The 15,347-nt window shown below is 67.9% G+C and carries 17 protein-coding genes; 10 read left to right on the forward strand and 7 right to left on the reverse strand.

From position 1 onward, the window contains the following. Positions 1 to 36: 36 nt before the first annotated feature. The 4 genes from AC3A6B_RS18580 (at position 37) to AC3A6B_RS18595 (ending at position 2,996) form a co-directional block, all read left to right on the forward strand. Positions 37 to 957, forward strand: a complete 921-nt coding sequence (locus AC3A6B_RS18580) for a LysR family transcriptional regulator (protein ID WP_487838141.1) — start codon at positions 37 to 39, stop codon at positions 955 to 957. 64 nt (positions 958 to 1,021) lie between these two features. Next, positions 1,022 to 1,186, forward strand: coding sequence for an FmdB family zinc ribbon protein (locus AC3A6B_RS18585; RefSeq protein ID WP_126838805.1), 165 nt, complete (start codon positions 1,022 to 1,024; stop codon positions 1,184 to 1,186). A 95-nt stretch (positions 1,187 to 1,281) separates the two neighbouring features. Then, a complete protein-coding gene (locus AC3A6B_RS18590) occupies positions 1,282 to 1,941 on the forward strand; it encodes a peroxiredoxin (RefSeq protein ID WP_487838142.1) in 660 nt (219 codons plus the stop codon). 14 nt (positions 1,942 to 1,955) lie between these two features. Beyond that, the gene (locus tag AC3A6B_RS18595) at positions 1,956 to 2,996 is read left to right on the forward strand and encodes an MBL fold metallo-hydrolase (RefSeq protein WP_487838143.1); all 1,041 of its coding nucleotides are present in this window, start codon (positions 1,956 to 1,958) and stop codon (positions 2,994 to 2,996) included. Positions 2,997 to 3,190: 194 nt separating this feature from the next. Here the strand turns inward: AC3A6B_RS18595 and AC3A6B_RS18600 are convergent, their stop codons facing one another. Further along, positions 3,191 to 4,765: a phospholipase D family protein gene (locus AC3A6B_RS18600; RefSeq protein ID WP_487838144.1), complete on the reverse strand. Its 1,575-nt coding sequence runs from the start codon at positions 4,763 to 4,765 to the stop codon at positions 3,191 to 3,193. A gap of 92 nt (positions 4,766 to 4,857) precedes the next feature. On the opposite strand from AC3A6B_RS18600, the gene AC3A6B_RS18605 reads away from it, so the two are divergent. Beyond that, positions 4,858 to 5,670, forward strand: coding sequence for a phytanoyl-CoA dioxygenase family protein (locus AC3A6B_RS18605; RefSeq protein WP_487838145.1), 813 nt, complete (start codon positions 4,858 to 4,860; stop codon positions 5,668 to 5,670). 4 nt (positions 5,671 to 5,674) lie between these two features. On the opposite strand, the gene AC3A6B_RS18610 is transcribed toward AC3A6B_RS18605, so the two are convergent. After that, complete coding sequence (locus AC3A6B_RS18610; RefSeq protein ID WP_487838146.1) at positions 5,675 to 6,079, reverse strand: sel1 repeat family protein; 405 nt, start codon at positions 6,077 to 6,079, stop codon at positions 5,675 to 5,677. Between the two features lie 121 nt (positions 6,080 to 6,200). Between AC3A6B_RS18610 and AC3A6B_RS18615 the strand changes: the two genes are divergently transcribed. Both AC3A6B_RS18615 and AC3A6B_RS18620 read left to right on the forward strand, forming a co-directional pair. Further along, the gene (locus tag AC3A6B_RS18615) at positions 6,201 to 7,088 is read left to right on the forward strand and encodes a LysR family transcriptional regulator (RefSeq protein WP_487838147.1); all 888 of its coding nucleotides are present in this window, start codon (positions 6,201 to 6,203) and stop codon (positions 7,086 to 7,088) included. Then, the gene (locus AC3A6B_RS18620; RefSeq protein ID WP_487838148.1) at positions 7,085 to 7,390 is read left to right on the forward strand and encodes a hypothetical protein; all 306 of its coding nucleotides are present in this window, start codon (positions 7,085 to 7,087) and stop codon (positions 7,388 to 7,390) included. The genes AC3A6B_RS18615 and AC3A6B_RS18620 overlap by 4 nt, the downstream gene beginning before the upstream one ends. Before the next feature lie 6 nt (positions 7,391 to 7,396). On the opposite strand, the gene AC3A6B_RS18625 is transcribed toward AC3A6B_RS18620, so the two are convergent. Then, positions 7,397 to 8,203: a hypothetical protein gene (locus tag AC3A6B_RS18625; protein ID WP_487838149.1), complete on the reverse strand. Its 807-nt coding sequence runs from the start codon at positions 8,201 to 8,203 to the stop codon at positions 7,397 to 7,399. 360 nt (positions 8,204 to 8,563) lie between these two features. On the opposite strand from AC3A6B_RS18625, the gene AC3A6B_RS18630 reads away from it, so the two are divergent. After that, complete coding sequence (locus AC3A6B_RS18630) at positions 8,564 to 9,151, forward strand: hypothetical protein (RefSeq protein WP_487838150.1); 588 nt, start codon at positions 8,564 to 8,566, stop codon at positions 9,149 to 9,151. 12 nt (positions 9,152 to 9,163) lie between these two features. Here the strand turns inward: AC3A6B_RS18630 and AC3A6B_RS18635 are convergent, their stop codons facing one another. Beyond that, entirely contained in the window at positions 9,164 to 10,279 is a 1,116-nt protein-coding gene (locus AC3A6B_RS18635) for an L-talarate/galactarate dehydratase (RefSeq protein WP_487838177.1), read from the reverse strand. 170 nt (positions 10,280 to 10,449) lie between these two features. Here AC3A6B_RS18635 and AC3A6B_RS18640 point away from each other — a divergent pair, with 170 nt between their 5' ends. After that, positions 10,450 to 10,851 carry a phage holin family protein gene (locus AC3A6B_RS18640; RefSeq protein WP_487838151.1) on the forward strand — a complete coding sequence of 134 codons (402 nt, stop codon included), beginning with the start codon at positions 10,450 to 10,452 and terminating at the stop codon, positions 10,849 to 10,851. A gap of 1 nt (position 10,852) precedes the next feature. Here the strand turns inward: AC3A6B_RS18640 and AC3A6B_RS18645 are convergent, their stop codons facing one another. After that, positions 10,853 to 11,278 carry a winged helix-turn-helix transcriptional regulator gene (locus tag AC3A6B_RS18645; protein ID WP_487838152.1) on the reverse strand — a complete coding sequence of 142 codons (426 nt, stop codon included), beginning with the start codon at positions 11,276 to 11,278 and terminating at the stop codon, positions 10,853 to 10,855. Between the two features lie 91 nt (positions 11,279 to 11,369). On the opposite strand from AC3A6B_RS18645, the gene AC3A6B_RS18650 reads away from it, so the two are divergent. Then, positions 11,370 to 11,960, forward strand: coding sequence for a dihydrofolate reductase family protein (locus tag AC3A6B_RS18650; protein ID WP_487838153.1), 591 nt, complete (start codon positions 11,370 to 11,372; stop codon positions 11,958 to 11,960). A gap of 15 nt (positions 11,961 to 11,975) precedes the next feature. Here the strand turns inward: AC3A6B_RS18650 and AC3A6B_RS18655 are convergent, their stop codons facing one another. Together AC3A6B_RS18655 and AC3A6B_RS18660 are read right to left on the reverse strand one after the other, a co-directional pair. Next, a complete protein-coding gene (locus tag AC3A6B_RS18655; protein ID WP_487838154.1) occupies positions 11,976 to 13,190 on the reverse strand; it encodes an MFS transporter in 1,215 nt (404 codons plus the stop codon). Between the two features lie 80 nt (positions 13,191 to 13,270). Next, positions 13,271 to 15,295 carry an acetoacetate--CoA ligase gene (locus AC3A6B_RS18660; RefSeq protein ID WP_487838155.1) on the reverse strand — a complete coding sequence of 675 codons (2,025 nt, stop codon included), beginning with the start codon at positions 15,293 to 15,295 and terminating at the stop codon, positions 13,271 to 13,273. Positions 15,296 to 15,347: the final 52 nt, after the last annotated feature.

Consider the following 15,347-nt stretch of genomic DNA (forward strand, 5'->3'; position numbering starts at 1 on the left):
AGCGCCCCTGCTTCAACTATGTAGCGCCCGCATAGCATGCGTCGAAAGATCCCCTCCACCCAGGCCCTGATCTGCTTCGAGGCCGCCGCGCGCCACGAGAGCTACACGCGCGCCGCGCAGGAGCTCGCGCTCACGCAGAGCGCGGTGTCGCGCCAGATCACGTCGCTGGAAGACTTCCTCGGCATGGCGCTGTTCCGCCGCACGCGCCACGGCGTCGCCCTGACGTCGGGCGGCGCCGACTACGCGCGCCAGATCGCGCGCCAGCTCGACACCATGGAGCGCGACACGCTCGACGCGATGGCGCGCCAGGGCCTGGGCGGCTCGCTCCAGCTGGCGGCGGTGCCGACCTTCGCCACGCGCTGGCTGATCCCGCGGCTGCCCCGCTTCGCCGCCGTGCATCCCGACATCACGGTGCACATCGAGACGCGCACCCGCCCTTTTCTTTTCAACGACACCCCCTTCGATGCCGCTCTCTACGCGGGCACCAGCGCGCAGACTGCCAACTGGGCCGGCACGCAATCGACTCTCTTGCTGCACGAGGACGTGGTGCCGGTGTGCAGTCCGGCGCTGATCGCGCCGCGCAAGCAGCTCTCGCCGGCCGCGGTCGCCCGGCTGCCGCTGCTGCAGCAGAGCACCCGGCCCGACGGCTGGCACCAGTGGTTCGACGCGCAAGGGGTGGATGCGCCGCGCGCCCGCAGCGGCCCGCGCTACGAGCTGTTCTCGATGCTGGCGATCGCTGCCGCGCACGGCCTCGGCATGGCGCTGATGCCGCGCATGCTGATCGAGCCCGAGCTGGCGCGCGGCGAGTTGGTCGTGGCCTGCAACCGGCCGCTGCGCGCGGAGCGCGGCTACTTCCTGGTGACGCCCGCGACCCATGACGAACGGCCCGCGCTCGGACTCTTTCGCCAGTGGCTGATCAAGCAGTGCGTAGCCGGCCCAGTCGGGGCTACCACATGAAGAGCGATTAGGAACAAAATCGTCTTCCAACTCCCGGATTCCCGGTCAAGGATGGAGACGCGCGATGCCTACCTACCAGTACCGTTGCCAGAAATGCGGCGAGGTCTTCGAGCACGCCGAACATGTTGCCGAGCATGCCACCGTCCAGCTGCGCTGCCCCAAATGCGGCAGCGAGGCGGTCCAGCCGCAGCCGACACAATTCTTTGCGAGGACATCCAAGAAGAGCTAGGCATCCGCCCCGCCGCTCTTCTATGCTTTGAGGCTTGCCGCATCGCCGGCGGCAGGTGTTAGTTGTCGGTCAAACTTCTTTTTCGAGGAGCGAATATGTCACTGCGCATCAACGACGAGGCCCCCAACTTCACGGCCAAGACGACCAAGGGGGAAATCAACTTCCACGAATGGATCGGCGACCAATGGGCGATCCTGTTCTCGCACCCCAAGGACTTCACGCCGGTGTGCACCACCGAGCTGGGCTACATGGCGAAGATCGAGCCCGAGTTCACCAAGCGCAACGCCAAGCTGATCGGCCTGAGCATCGATCCGGTGGATGCCCATGACCGCTGGTCCAAGGACATCGAGGAGACGCAGGGCTACCTGCCCACCTATCCCATGATCGGCGACACCGAGCTCAAGGTGGCCAAGCTCTACAACATGCTGCCGGCCGAAGAGCCCGGCACCTCCGAGGGCCGCACCGCCGCCACCAACGCGACCGTGCGCTCGGTCTTCATCATCGGCCCGGACAAGAAGATCAAGCTGATGCTGACCTACCCGATGACCACCGGCCGCAATTTCGACGAGATCCTGCGCGTGCTCGACTCCATGCAGCTGACCGCCAAGCACAAGGTCGCCACGCCGGTGAACTGGAAGCAGGGCGAGGACGTGATCATCGCCGGCTCGGTGTCGGACGACGACGCCAAGAAGCTGTTCCCGGGCGGCTGGGACGCGCCCAAGCCCTACCTGCGCGTGGTCAAGCAACCCGGCTGAATTCGGCGGGCCGAATGGTCTTCGAGCAGGTCGCGACCGGCGGCTGCCAGTCCTACCTGGTCGGCTGCGACCAGAGCTGCGCCGCCGCGCTGATCGATCCGGAATTGAGCCAGATCGACCACTACATCGCGCTCGCCGCCCGCGACGGCGTGCGCATCCGCTACCTGATCGACACCCACACGCACGCCGACCACTTCTCGGCCACGCACGAGCTCGCGCGCCAGCTGAAGGTGCCGGTGGTGATGCACCGCAAGAGCCCGGCGCCCTTCGTCGACATGCGCATCGGCGACGGCGAGATGATCGTGCTGGGCAAGCTCAGGCTGCAAGCCATCCACACGCCGGGCCACACGGCCGACTCGATGTGCCTGCAGGTGGAAGACCGCCTGTTCACCGGCGACACGCTGCTGATCGGCGCCACCGGGCGCACCGACCTGCCGAGCGGCGACCCGGAAGCGCTCTACGACAGCCTCTTCAACCGCGTGCTGCGGCTGGACCCGGCGCTCAAGGTCTGCCCGGCGCACGACTACAAGGGCCGCACGCATTCGACCATCGGCGAGGAGCTGGCATCGAACCCGCGCCTGCAGAAGCGCGAGCGCGCGGAGTTCGTCGAGATGATGAAAGGCCTGAACCTCACGATGCCCACGCACGTGACCGAGGCGCTGCGCACCAACATGAGCGGCGGCAAGACGGTGGCGCGCCTCCTGGCCGAGGCGAGCGCGACGGTGCCCTTCATGTCGCTGGCCGAGCTCAAGGCGCGCGTGGAGGCCGCCGAGGACGATCTCATCGTGCTCGACGTGCGCGAGCGCGAGGCCTACGAGGCGGGCCACGTGCCAGGCGCACGCCTGCTGCCGCGCGGCCAGCTGGAGCTGCGGGTCAACCAGGACTTGCCCGATCCCACGCGGCGCATCCTGAGCTGCTGCGAGCTGGGCTACATCTCCACGCTGGCGGCCGCCACCTTGCGCGACATGGGCTTTCTGCACGCCGTCGCGCTCGACGGCGGCATGAAGGCCTGGCGCGAGGCCGGCTATCCGCTGAAATCCGGCCGCGAACCCTGAACGGGGAGCGTCTGCAGCCAAGTCGCCCGCCAACGAGGCCCTGCAGGGCCTGCGACGAAAGCACGATGACGCAGGACGACATCCCGAACGGCGGCCTTGTCTGCGAAATCGGCGTCGCGCCGCTGAAGCCCGCGGAGTTCGTCGTCTTCCGCATCTTCTAGTACACCGCCGAATCCCGGTTTAGCGAGACATCGCTACAGCTGCTCCTCCGGCACGAACAGCGACATCAGGCGCAGCTTGAGCCGCAGCAGCCAGGTCGATTCGGGTTCCTCGTCGAGCCGTTCCGGTTCGCCTTCCGCGTCCAGGCCGACCCATTCGAGGCGCCGGCCGTCGGGCTGGAGGCGGACCTCGTAGACGCCGATGTTGGTGTCGACCCGGTAGAAATCCAGCAGCTGCGCAACGAGTTCGGGGCTGCGCACCATGAGGCCCAGTTCGGTGTTGATCAGCGCCGAGCGGCCGTCGAGGTTCAGGGAGCCGGCCAGCAGGATCTTCCGGTCGACGAAGCCGAGCTTGGCATGCAGCCGGCCGGTCGAGCTGCCGAGCACGCTGCGCAGCCCGGCATCGCGCTTGAGGCGCCCCGAGGTGACTTCGAACACCCGCACCCCCAGGCGCAGCATCTCGAGCCGGTAGGGTTCGTAGCCGGCGCCGACCAGCGGCTCGTCGCTGACGCCGGTGGCGTTGGTGAAGATGCGCACGTCGACGCCGCGAGCACGCAGCTGCCGCAGATGCGCCATGCCGACGCGTCCGGGCACGAAGTAGGGCGAGACCAAGATCACTTCCGATTTCGCTTCGGTGGCCAGCAGGCGGATCAGCCGGCCGGAGACCGAGTCCGCCCCCGGCTCGTAGCTATCGTTGCGCAGCTTGACCGGCGCGTCCGCGTAGGCGCCGGCCGGCGCAATGAAGAAGCCGAACAGGCCCTCGCCATCCGCGTCCGGGCGCGGCAGCAGGGCATTGGCCGCGGTCACTTCCGCGAGCCCCGGCACCGAGCCCCTGGCGTCGCTCGTGGTCAGCTGGTCGAAGCGCGCCCGGCGCTGCGCCGCATCGAGCCGGTTGCCCGCCACCGTGTGCAGCGGGTAGACGCGCTCGCTGTTCCAGTAGGCATCGAAGGAGCGCGCGAGCTCGGGCACGAGCGCGCCGGCGGCGAGCAGGTCGAAGTCGATGAAGTTGGACCGTGCGCTGCGCAGGAAGTAGTCGTCGGCCAGGTTGCGCCCGCCGGCGACGGCGAAGACGCCGTCGGCGACGAAGAGCTTGTTGTGCATGCGGTGGTTGAGGCGGTCGAAGTCGGTGAGGAACTGCCACAGCCGCACCGGCGACGCGTCGCGGCCGTAGGCGAAGGGGTTGAACAGGCGCACCTCCACCCCGGGGTGGGCGGCCAGGCCGAGCAGCAGCGCGTCCAGGCCTTCGGTATGGAAATCGTCGACGAGCAGGCGCACGCGCACGCCGCGCTCGGCCGCATCGCGCAGCGCGCGCAGCATCAGCCGGCCGGTGGCGTCGTCGGCGATGTGGTAGGTCTGCAGGTCGAGCGAGTTGCGGGCACGGGCGATCAGTTCGAGCCGGGCCGCGAGTGCATGGTGCGGCATCGGCATCGAGCGCAGCGCCGACTGGCCCGGCGGGATCGCCAGCTCGCGCGCGAGCGCCGGCAGCGGCGCATCGGCCGGGGCCGCGATGCTGGTCGATACCGGGCGTTCGACCACGCTCGGCAGGCCGGCGCAGCCGCACACCAGCGACAGCACGAGGGCACCCAGCGCAGCCACGGCTCGAGTCGGCATGTAGTCCTCACTCTGCGCGCCAGCGTGCCACAGCCGGCCGGCAGCATCAAGCCGGCCGGTGCTGTAAGGTCCCGCTCTCCGGAGGTGCACCCATGGCCCGTCTGTCCGCCCACGAGATCGCGCACTACCAAGCCGAAGGCTGGGTGATCCCGCAGTTCCGCCTGCCTGCAGCGCGCGTGGCGCAGATGCGCGAGGCGCTGGACGCGCTGATCCGCAACAACCCTGGCGTGCGCCCCGAGAAGCTGGTGTCGGCCCATGTCGAGGGCGACAACGGCGAAGGCGTGCGGGGCAGCCGGCAGTTCCTCGAGCTCGCAATGGACCCGGAGATCGTCGAGCTGGTTTCGGGCGTGATCGGCGAGGACGTGATCCTCTGGGGCTGCCACGTGTTCTGCAAGCCGGTAGCCGAGGGCTACGAGACGCCCTGGCACCAGGACGGCCACTACTGGCCGATCCGGCCTCTGGCCAACTGCACGGTGTGGGTGGCGCTGGAGGAATCGACCATCGAGAACGGCTGCCTGCGCGTGATCCCGCGTTCGCACCTGGGCGGCGTGCTGCATCCGCACCTGCACGAAGACCGGACCGAGCTCACGCTCAACCAGCGCATGGCGGCCGGCAGCTTCGACGAGGCGCAGGCGGTCGACCTCGAACTGCAGCCCGGCCAGATGTCGCTGCACGACGTCTACATGATCCACGGCGCCAAGGCCAACACCTCGGACAAGCGCCGCACCGGCGTCGCGCTGCGCTACATGCCCTCGACCTCGGTGTTCGAACGCGACCTGCGGCCGGCCGAGGGCAAGACCGGTGTGGCGGTGAACTTTGCCGAGCGGCCGCTGTGGCTGCTCAAGGGCGTGGACCGCAGCGGACGCAACGATTGCGAAGTCGGGCACCGGCGGCCGGCCGGCTGAGCTTTCAGCGGCAGCGCCGCCCCAGCGGCTGCCGGTTCAACAGGTTGCGATGCGCCCGCCCGATCTCGCTGCCCTGGTCGGCGGCGCGGATGAACCAGCCCAGCGCTTCGCAGGGTTGGCGCTGCACCGAGTTGCCGAACAGTGCCGGTCCGCCGAGCAGCGCCATGCCCAGCATCTCCTGCGCCGGGCGAAAGCCGGCTTCCGCCGAGGTGCGCAGCCAGCGCAGCATGCTGCGGTAGTCCTTCTCGGTCTGCGCTTCCAGCGCCAGCGCAAAGCGCTGTTCGGGCGTGAGCGGCACCGCGGCCTCGCCGGCGACGGCAGGAATCGACGTGAGGGCGATCGCCACCGTCGCGGCGACCGACGCACAGCGCCAGCCGATGCGCAGGGTTGCAGGCCATTCGCTGGTCATCGATCTCTCCTTGAAAGCATGGGGAGCGCCCAGTCTGTCGCGCTGCTCGCGCGCTGAAAATGCGGAAGTTGCGAAGGCCGCCTCAGGCAGCGGCTGAGGGCCGCGTGATACGGTGGCTGCCATGCGATTCGATCTCACCGACCTGCGGCTTTTCCGGAACGTCGTCGAGGCCGGCACGATCACCGGCGGCGCGGAGCGCACCCACATGACGCTGGCCTCGGCCAGCGAGCGCGTGCGCGGCATGGAGGCCGAACTCGGCGTCGCGCTGCTGGTGCGCGACCCGCGCGGCGTGCAGCCGACCGAGGCCGGCCGGACCTTGCTGCACCATGCGCGCGCCGTGCTGCTGCAGATGGAGCGGATGCACGGCGAACTCGGCGAGTACGGGGCTGGCCTCAAGGGCCATGTGCGGCTGCTGTGCAATACCTCGGCCCTCACGGAACATCTGCACGAGGCGCTCAGCAGCTTCCTGGCGCTCTATCCGCGCATCTCGGTCGACTTGGAGGAGCGCGCGAGCCACGACATCGTCGAGGCGCTGCGCAGCGAGCTCGGCGACATCGGCATCGTGTCGGACGCGGTGGACCTGGCCGGCCTCGAGACCTTCGTCTTCAGGGAGGACCACCTGGTGCTGGTGGTGCCGCGCGGCGACGCGCTGGCCAGGCGGCGCCGCGCGGCGCTGCGCGAGGTGGCGGACCGCGAGTTCGTCGGCCTGACCGGCAGCAGCCCGCTGCAGGAACTCGTTTCGCACCACGCGAAGCGCCTGGGCCGGCGGCTCGCCTACCGTGTGCGGGTACGCCACCTCGAAGCGGTCTGCCGCATGGTCGAACAAGGCATCGGCGTCGGTGTCGTGCCGCAGACGGTGGCTGCGCGCTGCGCCAGGTCGATGAAGATCGCGCGCATCGCGCTCACCGACGACTGGGCCGTGCGCAACCTCATGGTCTGCGTGCGCCACCGCGAAGAGCTGCCTTCCAATGCAGCGCTCATGCTGCGCCACCTGCTGGAGGCGCCATGACGCTGACCTACCTGGATTTCGACTACAGCGAGGACACGCAAGGCATCGGAGTCTTCGACGCGATGGCCTCGACCCCGCCCGCACAGGCGGCAGCCGTGGATGCCGAGATCGCCCTGGTGCTCGATTGGGCGAGCGCCAGCTTTCCGGATCGCCGCGGTCCGGTGGGCGAGGGCGGCGAGTGGGACTACGACCTGCAGCATGTGCAGGAACCCGGCTGGCGCACGGTCACGCTGTCGATCAGCGGTACGCAGGAATTCTGTGGGGCCTTCAGCCTGCGCTTCGCGCTGGAGAGTGGGCCCTGACTTTGCTCAGGCCAACAGGCTGGCCATGGTGCTGACGGGCACCTCTTCGCTGGTGCATTGCGGGACGGCGGCAATCACTTCCTCGGCGGACGACTTGTCGTGTTGGTGCAGCCAGGGGATGACTTCGCCTTCGCGCAGCATGGCCAGCTCGCGCTCGTAGAAGCTCATCAGCTCGGTACCGGTGCTGTACGACAGGTAAAGCTTCATGTCGTGGTCAGCGATGGCCAGGTAGCCGCCGAGGACCTGCTCGACGTGCAGGTGATGCAGGCCGCTGGCCCGCAGGTTCATGCCGGAGCGGAACAGCGCCTCCGCGGTCATCGCCGTCGACATCGACAGCGTTCCGCGGGTCCGCATCAGCGCCTCGGATTGCGCGATGCGGGCGATGAAGCCCGCCAGGTTGTGGCCGCGGAAGCGGGGATGCACCCAGCCGGCGCCGATGTAGCCGTACAGCGCGTGCGGCCTGAGCTCGGGGCCGCTGTCCGGGAACCATCCCTCGGGCTTCTTGGGGCGGTAGAGCGCGCCCTGGCTGTAGGCCTCGCCGACGCGCCGGATCTCGCCGCCGTTCTGCATGGTGCGGAAGCCGGTCAGCGCCACCGGTGCATTACCGTCGTCGAAGCAGACCCAGAAGTTGTACGGGTTGAAGTCCTTGGGGTCTTCCAGAACGAAAGGCAGCTGGACGTAGCCGGTGCCCGTGGCAACTTCATAGGTCTTCAGCAGCACCGCCAGATCGTCGCCGAAGCTCACGTTCAAGCCGGACGCTTCCAGGTGCAGCACAAGTTGGTCTTGATATTCCTCTAGCTCCGAGAGTTGCATGACTGTGTCCTTGAATTTGATTGGGTCCGGCAAGCGTCGCGAAATCTCGCCAGCCTGCGCATTACTCCACTTGCTCAGGTACGACGCAAGTTGTATCTGCCTCTCGGAACCCGAGAGTGGGGTCTAGAACACAAACCGTTACATAAAGTAAGTAAAAGGTAGACATGCTACCGCCGGTTGCAGCCCCTCCTGAAAACGAAAGACACAAGCGCGACCCCGACGCCATAGGCCGTATGGCGGAAGACGAAGACTTCCGCGCCCTCGATGATCGCCAATTAGCCACAAAATTGCCGAAATCGGCGGCAAAGAGCGCCCGCGAAGAGGCACTCGCGTCTAAAGTCGAAGACACGCAAGGGAATCATGAGCACAGCGAAACTGCGAATCACGGGGCCCGGATCGAGCCCCTATGTGCTCGGCGCTCCCATGCACCTGTTCGACGGCCCGACCCATATCGGCATCCTGGATCCGGTTCCGGTGAACCGCGAAGGCACCGAGGTCCACATCGAGCACTTCACGCCCTCGGTCCTCGTCAGCCAGCAGAAGCTGGAGATCAGCAAGCTCGCGCTGGTCGAGATGGTGATGTTCGTGGCCGAGAACTTCACCTCCGTGCAGGCGATCAGCCTGTCGCTGAGCCGGCAGGTCGAAGGCTACGGCGACGGCATGCGGCTCGCCGGCGCGCGCTCCGCCTTTCTGCAGAGCATCGGCGCCGGCCACATCATGATCACGCCCAAGCCCGATGCCGAGCACATGGGCCACTTCGTGGTCGCCGGGCTGTGGGAATACAACCCGCCCAACCTCGCGGCCCTCGCCGCGGTGCTCGAGGCCGAGCGCCAGGCCTACTACAGTGGGCGCGAAGCCGCTGCCGCCCAGGCGAAGCTCTCGCGCTCGGACTCGTGGGTGCGGCGGCTTTTTTCGCGGCCGGCGCCCTCAGCGGATTCCGGCGACTAGCGCGCGCCGCGCTCAGGGCCGCTTGCCGAACTCCACGCTGTCCGCCGTCCAGGCCAGCGCCTGAGCGCTGAGGCTGAAGCCCAGGCCCGGCCGGTCCGGCACCCACATGCGGCCGTCCTTCAGCTGCAGGCGCTCGTTGAACATCGGCTCCAGCCATTCGAAGTGTTCCAGCCAGGGCTCCTGCGGATAGGCCGCGGCCAGGTGCAGATGGATCTCCATCGCGAAGTGCGGCGCGAGCTTGCGGCCCTTGAAGTCGGCAAGCTGCATGATCTGCAGGAAGGGCGTGATGCCGCCCACGCGCGGCGCGTCGGGCTGCACGAAGTCGCTCGCGTTGCCCATGATCAGCTGCGCATGCTCGCCGAAGCTGGTGAGCATCTCGCCGGTGGCGATCGGCGTGTCGAGCGAGGCCGCGAGCGCGGCATGGCCTTCGATGTCGTAGGCGTCCAGCGGCTCTTCGATCCAGGTGAGGTTGTGCTCCTCGAGGCGGCGGCTCACGCGCTGGGCCGTGGTGCGGTCCCATTGCTGGTTGGCGTCGACCATCAGGTGGAAGTCGGGGCCCAGCAGTTCGCGCACGGCCGCGACGCGCTTCAGGTCGGTCGCGATGTCGGGCTGGCCGACCTTGATCTTGATGCCGCCGATGCCGCTCTTGCGCGAGATCTCGACGTTCCTCAACACCTGCTCGAGCGGCGTGTGCAGGTAGCCGCCCGAGGTGTTGTAGCACTGGACCGAGTTGCGCTGCGCGCCCAGCAGCTTGGCCAGCGGCAGCCCGGCGCGCTTGGCCTTCAGGTCCCACAGCGCGATGTCGAAGGGTGCGATGGCCTGCGTGGTCAGGCCGCTGCGGCCCATCGAGGCGCCGGCCCACAGCAGATGGGTGAAGAGCCTGGCGATGTCGTTCGGGTCTTCGCCCAGCAGGTTGGGCGCCAGCTCCTTCGCATGGGCGTACATGCCGGGCCCGCCGGCGCGTTTGGCGTAGCCGAAGCCGATGCCTTCATGGCCGTCGCGCGTGCGCACCTCGGCAAAGACGAAGGCGATCTCGGTCAGCGGCTTCTGCCGGCCGGTGAGCACCTTGGCATCGCTGACCGGCACCGCCAGCGGCAGGTAGACCAGCGACAGCTTGACCCAGTCGATGCGGTCGGCCGCATCGGCGGCGGTACGCTCGCCGACGGCCTGGCGGGCATAGGAAACGCTTTGTTCGGTGCTCACTGGAAACTCCTGTCTGTGTGCGGAATGACTTTGCTGCACGCTCGTCGCGGCATGTGCGGCCAGCTCGCGGATGGTGCGCCGATATGATTTGCAAGATGCTGAACAACCTGGCGCCCTTTCTCCTCCACTGGGCCATCACGGCCTTTTCCCTCTGGATAGCGAGCCACATCTTCCGCGGCATCATCTTCGAAAGCACCTCGGCGCTGGTGGTCTCCGCGCTGCTGCTGGGCTTTGCCAACGCGATCGTCAAGCCGCTGCTGATCGTGCTCACTCTGCCGCTCACCTTGCTGACCTTCGGCCTGTTCCTGCTGGTGATCAATGCGCTGGTGCTGCTGCTGGTGGCGGCGCTGGTGAAGGGCTTCAAGGTCTCCGGTTTCTGGACCGCGCTGTTCGCGAGCGTCTTCGTCTCGCTGCTGAGCATCGCCTTCGGCGCGCTGATCGGCGGCAGCGACCCGGCCACCACGATCCAGATGCCGCAGGGCGGGAACTGGCTCTGATCTAGGCGCCGTGGCTCGAATGCGCACGGCGCAGCGCCGAACGCATTTCTTTCCAGAGTGCCGGCCCGCCCTTCTCCAGCGCGGCCGCGTTCGCGCCGCTTTCCTTGGTGACCGGAAGGTATTTGCGGCCCCAGATGCCGATGTTGGCGAGCACCGGCAGCAGATCGACGCCCATCGGCGTCAGGCTGTAGATCGCCTTCTGCTTGTGGCTCGGGTCCTCCTCCTTCGTGAGGATGCCGGCCTCCACGAGCTTGCCCAGGCGCTCGGCCAGGATGTTCGACGAAATGCCCTCTTCAGACTGCAGCAGTTCCCTGTAGTGGCGCTTGCCGGCGAACATCAGGTCGCGAACGATCAGGAGGCTCCACTTGTCGCCGAAGATTTCGAGCGCGAGATTGATCGGGCAGAGCGATCGCTGCTGGATGGCCATTGCTTTCTTTCAAGACTGCTTGCATTTTCGTATCAGTCTGCCGATACTGCAACCGCTTGCATTTCGCAATCGGTAGTTCAAGGAGCCCGGCATGAGAAAACTCATCCTGCAGATGCAGATGTCCGTCGACGGTTACGTCGCCGCGGCGAATCCGGCGCTGGCCTGGCAGGTCTGGAACTGGGGCGAGGACTGGAACTGGGACGACGGGCTCAAGCGCGACTTCAACGCTGTCATCGAATCGATCGACTGCATCCTGCTGAGCCGCAAGATGGCTGAAGAAGGCTACCTCGATCATTGGGGCCGCGTGGCGCAGAACCATCCTGCGAATCCGCATTACGCCTTCGCACGAAAGATCGTCGAGGCGAACAAGATCGTTTTCACGCGCAAGCTCAGGACGTCGAAGTGGGATCGCACCGAGCTCGCCCGCGGCAGCACGGTCGACGAGGTGAATGCGCTGAAGCGCCGGCCCGGCCGCAACATGATCGCCTTCGGCGGCGTCGGCTTCGCCTCCTCGCTGGTCGCGGCGGGGCTGGTCGACGAGTTCCAGTTCTTCGTGAATCCGACGGCCGTCGGCGATGGACGATCGATCTTCGAGGATGCGCGCAGCAAAGGCCTGAAGCTCCAATCGCTCGGGTCGACCTCCTACGCCTGCGGCATCGTCGTCAACCGCTACGCGCCATGACCGACTGGGACGGAATCAGCGCCCCGGGCTCGCAGCGACCGCGCGCAGGCTGCCGCGCTCGCTCGCCAGAGACCAGGCGAACACGCCGAGCCCCGCCAGCGCGAGCAAGGCGCCCACCCAGCCGGTCGAAGTCCAGCCCAGGCCGGCGGTGATGGCGGCGCCGCCGAGCCAGGCGCCCAGGGCATTCGCGGTGTTGAAGGCCGAATGATTGAGCGCGGCGGCGAGCGTCTGCGCTTCGCCGGCCACATCCATCAAGCGGATCTGCAGCGCCGGGCCGATGGCGACGATGGTGCCGATCAGGAACACGTTGAGCGCCGCCGTCGCCACGTGATGCGCGGCGAAGCTGAAGGTGGTGAGCACCAGCGCCGCCCAGACCAGCAGGCCGCCGATGGTGGGCATCAGCGCCTTGTCGGCCAGCCGCGAGCCGACCAGGTTGCCGCCCACCATGCCGAAGCCGAACAGCGCGAGCACCAGCGGCACGCCGGCCAGCGGCAGTCCGGCCACCTCGGTGAGCGTGGGCTTGATGTAGCTGAACACCGAGAACATGCCGCCGAAGCCGATCGCGCCGATGCCCAGGGTAAGCCAGACCTGCTTGCGCTTGAGCGCCCCGAGTTCGCGCAGCGGGCTGGCGCCCGAGGGCGCGGCAAGGTCCGGCAGGTCGCGGCGCAGCATCGCCATCGCGAGCACGGCGATCAGGCCGACGAAGACGAAGGCGGCGCGCCAGCCGAAGAGCTGGCCCAGCCAGGCCGCGATGGGCACGCCGACCAGCGTCGCGCCGGTGAGCCCCAGCATCACCAGGCCGACCGCGCGTGCGCGGCGGTCCGGCGGCGCCAGCGTCGCCGCCACCAGCGCGGCGACGCCGAAGTAGGTGCCGTGCGGCAGGCCGCTCGCGAAGCGCAGGAGATTGAGCGACAGGTAGCCGGGCGCCAGGGCGCTGGCGAAATTGCCGAGCGCGAACGCCGCCATCAAGGCGATGAGCAGCGCGCGCCGGCGCCAGCCGGCGGCCAGCACCGCGAGCACCGGCGCCCCGATCACCACGCCCAGCGCATAGGCGCTGATCACGTGGCCGGCTTGCGGAATGCTGGTGCCGATGTCGCGCGCCACCTCGGGCAGGAGGCCCATGATGACGAACTCGCCGGTGCCGATGGCGAAGCCGCCGACGCCGAGCGCGAGCATCGCCCGCACGAAGCCTGGGGCAGAGGCGGAAGGAGGCAGGGAGGGTGCGGACATGGCGATACGGTCGCGAATTAGGGATAACCCTAGGCCACGCGACCTTAGCACGCCCGGCTGTTATTTGCTGCGCTGCGGCATCAATGTCCCGCCCCGGCATTGCGCGCCTGCGCATGCCGCGCCGCGAAGGCCACGTACCACTCGAGGCAGCCCGGGTTGGCCATGGCCTCGCGGTTCACCACCTTCTCGATCGGCTGGCCCAGGAGCAGCTTCTTGATCGGCAGCTCCTGCTTCTTGCCCGAAAGGGTGCGCGGGATCTCGGCCACCTGGAAGATGTCGTTCGGCACGAAGCGCGGCGAGAGCTGCGTCTTGATCGCATCGTTGATCTTCGCGCGCATCGCATGGTCGAGCGCGACGCCGGGCCGCAGCACGACGAACAGCGGCATGTAGCTTTCGCGGCCGAGGTACTCGAGATCGACCACCATCGAGTCGAGCACTTCGGGCAGGCCTTCGACCGCGCTGTAGACCTCGCTGGTGCCCATGCGCAGGCCCTGGCGGTTGATGGTGGCGTCGCTGCGACCGTAGATGATGCAGCCGCCGTCTTCGCCGACCTTGATCCAGTCGCCGTGGCGCCAGACGCCCGGATAGGTATCGAAGTAGCTCGACAGGTAGCGCGCATTGCCCTCGTCACCCCAGAAGTACAGCGGCATCGAGGGGATCGGTTTCGTGCAGACCAGCTCGCCGACCTCGCCGATCACCGGCTGGCCCTGCTCGTTCCAGGCCTCGACCGATGCACCGAGAAAGCGGCACTGCATCTGGCCCGGCACCTCGGGCAGCTCGCGGTTGCCGCCGACGAAGGCGCCGCAGAAATCGGTGCCGCCCGAAATGTTGTACCACCAGACCGCGGGCGAGCCGGCCGCGAGCAGCTGCGCCGTGCCCCAGCGCTGCACCTCCTCGGACAAGGGCGAGCCGGTGCTGCCGAGCGCGCGCACGCGCGAAAGATCGCCGCAGGCCTTGGCTTCGACGCCGGCCTTCATGCAGCTCGCGAAGTAGGCCGCGCCGGCGCCGAAGAAGGTCACCTTGTGCCGGGCGACGAAGCGCCACAGCACGCTCCAGTCGGGCTTCTCCTTGCTGCCGGCCGGATTGCCGTCGTAGATGCAGATGGTGGCGCCGAAAGCCAGGCCCGAGAGCTGCGAGTTCCACATCACCCAGCCGGTGGAGCTGTACCAGTGGTAGCGCTCGCCGAAATTGTTGGCGCTGTAGCTCGGGCCCAGGTCGTGGTGCAGGCCGCAGGCATACATGTTGACGATGATGCCGCCCTGCCCGTGCACGATGGGCTTGGGCAGGCCGGTGGTGCCGCTCGAATAGACGATCCAGATCGGGTGCTCGAAGGGTAGCCATTCGGGCTCGAAGGCTGCAGTCTCGGCATCGTCGCGCGCCACGGCCGCGGTCCATTCGGACTCGGCCTCGATCCGATTCGCGGCGAAAGGGGTCCGCAGCAGCAGCAGCTTCTGGACGCTGGGCAATGCGGCGCGCAGCTCCTCTATCACCGCGCTGCGGTCCAGCGCCTTGCCGCCGTAGTGCACGCCATCGGCCGCGATCAGCACCTTGGGCTCGATCTGGCGGAAGCGGTCGACCACTGCGGCCGTGCCCATGTCGGGCGCGCACACGCTCCATACCGCGCCGATGCTCGAGCAGGCGAGGAAAGCGATCATGGTCTCGGGCACGTTGGGCATGTAGGCCGCCACGCGATCGCCGCGCGTCACGCCGAGCGCGCGCAGCGTCAGCGCGCAAGCCGCGATCTGCCGGCGCAGCTCGGGCCACGACATCTCGCGCACCTGGCCAAGCTCGTTCTCGCTGACGATCGCCGGCATGCCGGCCGCATGCGCCGCATCGGCATGGCGCAGCACCTCGCGCGCGTAGTTGACCTGGGCGCCGGGAAACCAGCGCGCGCCGGGCATGCGCGCGTCGGCCAGCACGGCGCTTGCGGGCGTGGGCGACTGCATGCGGCTGAAATCCCAGATGCTCTGCCAGAAGGCTTCGAGATCGCTGACCGACCAGCGCCACAGCGCGTCGTACGAGTCGAAATTCAGACCGCGCTTGTCGCGCAGCCAGTTCTGATAGAGACGGATCTGGGGAATGAAGGGGGCGGAGGTTGAAGTCACGTGCGCAGCCTAACGCGCGGACGGACCCGGCTTCAATGGGGTAAGCACAGGG

Source organism: Variovorax sp. Soil_C_33 (assembly GCF_057656935.1).

Coding starts and splice junctions, on each gene's coding strand:
- AC3A6B_RS18580 (WP_487838141.1), top strand. CDS start 37: ATGCGTCGAAAGATCCCCTCCACCCAGGCCCTGATCTGCTTCGAGGCC.
- AC3A6B_RS18585 (WP_126838805.1), top strand. CDS start 1,022: ATGCCTACCTACCAGTACCGTTGCCAGAAATGCGGCGAGGTCTTCGAG.
- AC3A6B_RS18590 (WP_487838142.1), top strand. CDS start 1,282: ATGTCACTGCGCATCAACGACGAGGCCCCCAACTTCACGGCCAAGACG.
- AC3A6B_RS18595 (WP_487838143.1), top strand. CDS start 1,956: ATGGTCTTCGAGCAGGTCGCGACCGGCGGCTGCCAGTCCTACCTGGTC.
- AC3A6B_RS18600 (WP_487838144.1), bottom strand. CDS start 4,765: ATGCCGACTCGAGCCGTGGCTGCGCTGGGTGCCCTCGTGCTGTCGCTG.
- AC3A6B_RS18605 (WP_487838145.1), top strand. CDS start 4,858: ATGGCCCGTCTGTCCGCCCACGAGATCGCGCACTACCAAGCCGAAGGC.
- AC3A6B_RS18610 (WP_487838146.1), bottom strand. CDS start 6,079: ATGACCAGCGAATGGCCTGCAACCCTGCGCATCGGCTGGCGCTGTGCG.
- AC3A6B_RS18615 (WP_487838147.1), top strand. CDS start 6,201: ATGCGATTCGATCTCACCGACCTGCGGCTTTTCCGGAACGTCGTCGAG.
- AC3A6B_RS18620 (WP_487838148.1), top strand. CDS start 7,085: ATGACGCTGACCTACCTGGATTTCGACTACAGCGAGGACACGCAAGGC.
- AC3A6B_RS18625 (WP_487838149.1), bottom strand. CDS start 8,203: ATGCAACTCTCGGAGCTAGAGGAATATCAAGACCAACTTGTGCTGCAC.
- AC3A6B_RS18630 (WP_487838150.1), top strand. CDS start 8,564: ATGAGCACAGCGAAACTGCGAATCACGGGGCCCGGATCGAGCCCCTAT.
- AC3A6B_RS18640 (WP_487838151.1), top strand. CDS start 10,450: ATGCTGAACAACCTGGCGCCCTTTCTCCTCCACTGGGCCATCACGGCC.
- AC3A6B_RS18645 (WP_487838152.1), bottom strand. CDS start 11,278: ATGGCCATCCAGCAGCGATCGCTCTGCCCGATCAATCTCGCGCTCGAA.
- AC3A6B_RS18650 (WP_487838153.1), top strand. CDS start 11,370: ATGAGAAAACTCATCCTGCAGATGCAGATGTCCGTCGACGGTTACGTC.
- AC3A6B_RS18655 (WP_487838154.1), bottom strand. CDS start 13,190: ATGTCCGCACCCTCCCTGCCTCCTTCCGCCTCTGCCCCAGGCTTCGTG.